Source organism: Lysinibacillus sp. NPDC056232 (genome assembly GCF_042267565.1).
GTDB lineage: Bacteria > Bacillota > Bacilli > Bacillales_A > Planococcaceae > Lysinibacillus.
The window spans coordinates 289,479-295,926 of sequence record NZ_JBHJTF010000001.1 but is presented as its reverse complement, the minus strand read 5'-3'; the positions used below and the strand labels follow the sequence as shown (position 1 = coordinate 295,926).

The following is a 6,448-nucleotide window of genomic DNA, read 5'->3' as shown; positions in this document are numbered from 1 at the left end:
GTGCGAAAGCGCAGCGACAGCAACAAATGTTTTCTGTGCGAAAGCGCAGCGACAGCAACAAATGTTTTCTGTGCGAAAGCGCAGCGACAGCAACAAATGTTTTCTGTGCGAAAGCGCAGCGACAGCAACAATTATGCCGAGGCATAATTGAATAGCGATGCTTTTAATCGAATGGTAAATAAAACGTGAAGGTAGTCCCCTCTTTCAGCACACTATCCACCATAATATTGCCTGAATGTGCCTTAATAATATTTCTAGCAATAGCTAAACCTAGACCAGTTCCGCCTTTAGAACGCGTACGTGCTTTATCTGCTTTATAAAAACGTTCGAAGACATACGGCAGGTCCTCTTGTGGAATACCATGTCCTGTATCCTGGACAGATATTTTGGCAAAGGTCGGCTCTTGCTCAACCTTCACTGTTACTGATCCTTCTGCAGTATGGCGAAGAGCATTATCAACTAAATTCGTTAGTACTTGTTCAATCCGATCCTCATCTATACTAATCGTAGCTTCGTCATTAAACTCACTGTCAAATATCAGACCAACATGCTTCTCTTTTGCAACCTGTGCAAATTTTTGCGTAATACGTTCAAATGTTGAATTAATCGGAAGCTCATCCTTGTACAGCGTCATATGCCCCGATTCCATACGAGCAAGGTCTAATAAATCTGTTACGAGGCGTCCCATACGCTTCGATTCATCATAAATAATTTTTGTAATCTCATTACGTTCTTCTTGATCCTGAATAAAATCATCATCCATTAATGCCTCTGAATAACCTTGGAGCATCGAAATCGGCGTTCGAAGCTCATGAGACACATTGGCAATAAAGTCTGAACGCAGCTTTTCTAAGCGATGCTGCTCCGTCATATCACGAATAACTGCAACCGCTCCACGTATCGATTCCTCACTATAAAGAGGGCTAATCGTAAACGTATAGTAATTTCCATCCATCTCAATTTCTTCTTCAAGCTTATCCTCAAACATCAGTACATGATCAAGCATATGATAAAGCTCTGGCGGAATTGGCTTCGCACTTTGTGAGCCTTTATTGACGAACCATTTTTGCATTAAACGGTCAGCTGGTGGATTACTTAATAATATTGTACGATCACGATTAAACGTAATAACTGCATCTGTCATCGATGTTAAAATATTTGAAAGCTGTTCATTTTCTTGATTGATCACTTCTAGATTGTGTTTCAATTGACGTCCCATTTGATTAAAGGCAACTGCAAGCTGGCCTATTTCATCATTTTGTGTAGTCGGCATCTTCGCTTCAAAATTCCCTTTAGAAATTTCAAACGCCAACTCACGCATTTTACGTAATGGTGATGTAATACGTGACGAAAGGAAAAACGCAAAAAATGTCGTCAACACAAAGGCAATGAAAGCAGATAAAAAGACAATTTTCGTCGTCTCTTTCGATGTTTTTTGCAATGCATCTGGACTTTGATAAATAAAGACGGCCCCGTGTACTGTATTTTCCACATTTAGCGGGAAACCTAGTACAACATACGATTCCATTTTCTTTTCATCCGTAGAAGAAGGCATCATCATTTCCTTAATAATCGGTTTATCAGATTGAAAAACTTCTTGGAACGCTTTATTGGCTAAAATCATATCCTGAATTTCTATTTTATTGACACCTTCCTGCATTGCAAAAGAGACTCTATCATGGTTAATAGCAATAAGTGCATTCGTACTTTCAGGTAAAATATCTTTTAATAATTCAGAAGTCGACTCTGCTGTTTCATTATCATCTACTATGCTTGCAACCGTTGCAGCAGTTTGACGCAAGGAGCTCTCTGCTTGTTGCATATGGTAATTTTGAAGAAACTCAAGCATTAAAACCGTGAAAACAAACAATACAAATGAAACGAGAAGCAATATGGTTACCCATAGCTTCCCGACAACACTATTCCATATTCTATTCATTGACAACCTCAAATTTGTAGCCAACGCCCCATACAGTAACAATCATCTTTGCAGCGTTTTCAGAGACACGGTTGAGCTTTTCGCGTAAACGTTTTACATGTGTGTCAACTGTACGTAAGTCGCCAAAGAAATCATAATGCCAAACTTCTTTTAGTAATTGTTCACGGTCAAATACTTTGTCTGGTGATTTTGCTAAGAAATACAGCAATTCATACTCTTTAGGTGTTAAATTCACTTCAATTCCTTCTGCTGTTACACGGTGTGCATCATGATCGATCATTAAGTGTTGAAACACAACTAAATCTTTTGAAGAAGAAGCATTTGTCGAAGGTGAGAATGCTTGTGAACGGCGTAATATAGCCTTCACACGTAACACAACTTCACGAGGACTAAACGGTTTTACAATATAATCATCTGCTCCAAGCTCAAAGCCTTGTACACGATTCGCTTCCTCGCCTTTTGCAGTTAATAAAATAATTGGTGTTGCTGCTCGTTCACGGATTTCCGCACAAACTTCAAGCCCGTCTTTTTCAGGCATCATAATATCAAGTAAAATACAGTGATACTCTTTTTCTAAAGATTTTTCGATCGCTTGTTCACCATTTTCTGCTTCGTCAACAAGGTATCCTTCTCGCTCTAAATACATTTTTAATAAGCGTCGAATACGGTCCTCGTCATCTACTACTAATACTGAAATATTTTCTGACACTTTCACGATCCCTCTCTTCTAATCTTTCTCTACCTTCTATTGTACATGGTATAGCCCTTATTGAAAAGAAAAGAAAGCCTTCTTGCCACAGCAAGAAGGCTCTTCTCTCTAATACTAGCGACGTTAAAAATCTATGTGCTCAAATTAATCAATTTTTTAACAAATCAGTTTAAGCTGAAGCATATGAATGTAAACCTGCAAGAATCAAGTTAACAGCAATTAAGTTAAATAATATTATTCCAAAACCAATTAATGCTAACCAAGCAGATTTTTCACCTTCCCAGCCTTTTGATAAACGTAAGTGTAGGAATGCTGCATAGAATAACCATGTAATAAGTGCCCACACTTCCTTCGGATCCCATCCCCAGAAACGACTCCACGAAAGTTGTGCCCAAATCATTGCAAAGATTAAAGCACCTAACGTAAATACTGGGAAGCCGATTATTACTGAACGATAACCAATTTCATCAACTAATTGTAAATTTACTCGTTTGACAAAAGGTTGGAAAATCGCACTAATTCGACGGCGTGCAATTAATCGAATTAATAAGTATAAAACAGATCCTACTAATAATGACCACACAACTGATGTTAATTTCTTTGCATTAATGAGTGCTGGCATTTCTACTAACGGAGACATGCCATGTTCTTCCACTGCCTTATATTCATTCATACCAAATAGTGGTGGCATGTTGTAGTCAATTTGACGTTCCTTACCCTCTTTATCAACATAAGTATATGTTGAATCGTAATCCATCATATTAAAAACTGATGATGCAACTACGAAACCAACGACTACTACAAGGAAGAACATTACTGCTTCTAACCAGAAACATTGTTTAGAAGGCTTCGTTAAATCAACCACTTTTAATAAATAAATTAGCCCTGCTACTGCACTAATTGCTAAAATGGATTGACCTAAAGCAGCTGTAATAACATGAATTGTTAGCCAGTAACTTTGTAAAGACGGCATTAAAGGAGTAACCTCGGTCGGGAACATCGCCGCATAGGCAATTATTAATAACGCCACAGGCAATGCCACTAAGCCTAGAGCTGTCACGCGATAAATAAAATAAATTAAAATGAATGCCCCAACAATGAACATTCCGAACGCAGTCGTAAATTCAAACATATTACTAACAGGTGCATGCCCTGCATAAATCCAACGAGTGACAAAATAACCAAGCTGAGAAAGTAGACCTATAATTGTTACAACAATTGCTACCTTACCCCATTTTTCAGTATTTTTGCCTGTTGCATTCGATTGCTTTATCGAACCACCAAACAATAACGTTGCAACTAAGTAGGCAATGAATGCTACAAATAATAGGTTTCCACTTATGTCAATCAAACTCATAAGGTGTTGTCACCTTCCTTTTCTTTAGTGCCTCGCTTTTCGGATTTCTTATCATCTTCAGGCTTATCTAACTGATCTATATATGGCGGAAGACCAGCAAACGTAGTGACTGTATCTAAATCCTTTTTCATACTAAACATATTTTTATTCACATGGGCAGCCATCAACACTCGGCCATCCGGCTCCACCTGTAACCATAAACGTCGGTGGTTCCAATATGAGCCAATTACTACACCAATCATGAAAATAATACCGCCAACAAATAAAATTGGTATCGTACTATCCTTACGAATTGTAAAGTTTGATGAATTACGCATCTCTGCTCCTGCGAATTTCATTCTATATTTGTTTTCACCAAGTGGTTCAAGTGGTGGCTTTCTGATTTCTACAAAGCTTACTTCACCTTCAGGAGTTTCTGGTGTTGTCATTTTAAATAAAAATGCCGGATTATTTGGTATTGATGATTTTGTCTGTGGTTCACCATTTTCAAAACCATCAAAATCTGGTGTATAAACAAGAATTTGTACTGAGGAACCATTTCCTAAATCATATTCTTTTTTAGGATTCGTTAAATCAATTTCAATTTGACCTTGTGATTCTTCTTCAGTTGCTTTATTCACTAAATTAAAATTCATCTGTCTCAATTCGTTAAGACGATAATTCATTTGATACAGCGCAAAACCGTTTTCTTTTAACGGATGATTAACACGAATAGAGTAATCTCTCAATTTTTCAAGATTGTCTGAATCTCCAGGAAGAGCTCCCTCAGGTTGTTTGTATAACGTGATGTCTGTTTGATAGTTTTTCGCCATAGCATTTACACCTTGGTTTGATTGCTCGTCCTGAGGTTTATCGCCATGGGTTTCTAAAATAAATTTATTATTTTTAATAAAATAGCCATCCATCCCTGGTATAGCTCGTGTCTCACCTTCGCGTATCCAAATCGTCTCATCCACATAAAAACCAGGTACTAAGCGCAACATAACACCTGTTAAAAAGATAATGAGACCGACATGATTTATGTATGGGCCATACCGAGCAAAACGACCACGCTCTGCTAGCAGTGCACTTCCATCACGACGAACATGATATTTTAATTCCGTCATTTTTTGCTCAACTTTATCAAGCGATTCATCAGGGTTTGGCACTTGTCCTTCTGCAACGATACGTTGACGCTTCATGAAACTTTCATGACGTTTAACGCGTTGATTTTTTAGAGACTTATGCAATGGTATACCACGGTCTAAACTCGCAACAATAATGGATATCGCAAGCATTCCCACTAAAATTTGGAACCACCAAGTGCTATACAAATTAGAAAGTCCTAAATTATTATAGAGTTTGCCCAAAACACCATACACTTTCTCATAATACTCCGCTTTACTAGGTTCCGGGGCATTAACATATATCGCTTGCGGTAATATTGTTCCGATTGACGCTGCGACCAACGTAATAATAATGAGGGCAATCCCCACTTTTACATTCGAGAAGAAATTCCAAATTTTATCGATGACTGTCTTATTATACGTTTTTGAACGAATCGCCGTTCCATCGTAGCGCATATCAACAACTTTTGTTTGTTTACCTTCCTCAGTTAAAGGACGACCACATTTCTCACAAAGCTTCGTGCCATATGGGTTACTATGACCACAAGCACAAATGATGTTTTCCATAGTCATTTACTCCTTATTTCGGCTTCACTAATTCCATGTACGAAGCAATTTTTTTCTCCGTCATTTCACCAGTAATAATTTTGGCTACTTTGCCATCTGGATCAATAAGGAGAGTTGCAGGTAAATTACCTACATTGTAGGTAGTCTGAACGCTTTTCGTTTTGTCAATAACTACCGGGAACGTTAACTCATATCTATCGACAAAATTCTGTACTTCAAAATCTGTTTGTGCAATATTGACCGCCAATGTTTGTACACCTTGATCTTTAAAAACTTTATACTGACGATCCATTGCAGGCATTTCCTTTTCACAAGGCTTACACCAAGTTCCCCAGAAGTTCAAAAATACGCCCTGCCCCTTATAATCAGACAGCTTATGTTTCTCACCGTTTAAATCTACTAACGTGAAGTCTGGTGCTTTAGAGCCTACTGCTAATAACTCTACTTTATCCTTTGTCGCTGTTCCGTATACCGTGTAACCAATTGCTAAGACTAAAACTGCCAAAATAATGGTACGAATGACGAGACGTTTTTTCTTTTTCTCCAAGTTAATAAACCCCCTATCAATTACGGCTTAGAGCAAGACGCTAAGCTTTTCATACAAACATTCATATGTATAGATTTTACCGTCTTATTTACACCATTTATGTTTGTCAAATTTAATATTTGTCAATCACTTGTGCGTCAAACACCACCTGATTAATTTGTGGAACCGATTTCATCTGGATGAAAAACTAATTAGGTGTACTATTCTCACCTATTATATCAAA

Annotated in this window: 5 protein-coding genes; all 5 read right to left on the bottom strand. The window is 37.8% G+C overall.

The genetic code is table 11. The annotated features are described in order from the left end of the window. Window positions 1-163: 163 nt before the first annotated feature. The 5 genes from ACFCYJ_RS01525 to resA all read right to left on the bottom strand — a co-directional run bounded on the left by ACFCYJ_RS01525 (window position 164) and on the right by resA (window position 6,225). Window positions 164-1,939, bottom strand: a complete 1,776-nt coding sequence (locus tag ACFCYJ_RS01525) for an ATP-binding protein (RefSeq protein WP_376069738.1) — start codon at window positions 1,937-1,939, stop codon at window positions 164-166. Further along, a complete protein-coding gene (locus tag ACFCYJ_RS01520; protein ID WP_049668637.1) occupies window positions 1,932-2,648 on the bottom strand; it encodes a response regulator transcription factor in 717 nt (238 codons plus the stop codon). Before ACFCYJ_RS01520 ends, ACFCYJ_RS01525 begins: the two co-directional genes overlap by 8 nt. A 169-nt stretch (window positions 2,649-2,817) precedes the next feature. Beyond that, complete coding sequence (gene ccsB, locus ACFCYJ_RS01515) at window positions 2,818-4,005, bottom strand: c-type cytochrome biogenesis protein CcsB (protein WP_376069734.1); 1,188 nt, start codon at window positions 4,003-4,005, stop codon at window positions 2,818-2,820. Beyond that, the gene (gene resB / locus ACFCYJ_RS01510) at window positions 4,002-5,678 is read right to left on the bottom strand and encodes a cytochrome c biogenesis protein ResB (RefSeq protein WP_376069732.1); all 1,677 of its coding nucleotides are present in this window, start codon (window positions 5,676-5,678) and stop codon (window positions 4,002-4,004) included. The genes ccsB and resB overlap by 4 nt, the downstream gene beginning before the upstream one ends. Window positions 5,679-5,691: 13 nt before the next feature. Beyond that, entirely contained in the window at window positions 5,692-6,225 is a 534-nt protein-coding gene (gene resA, locus ACFCYJ_RS01505; protein WP_376069730.1) for a thiol-disulfide oxidoreductase ResA, read from the bottom strand. Window positions 6,226-6,448: the final 223 nt, after the last annotated feature.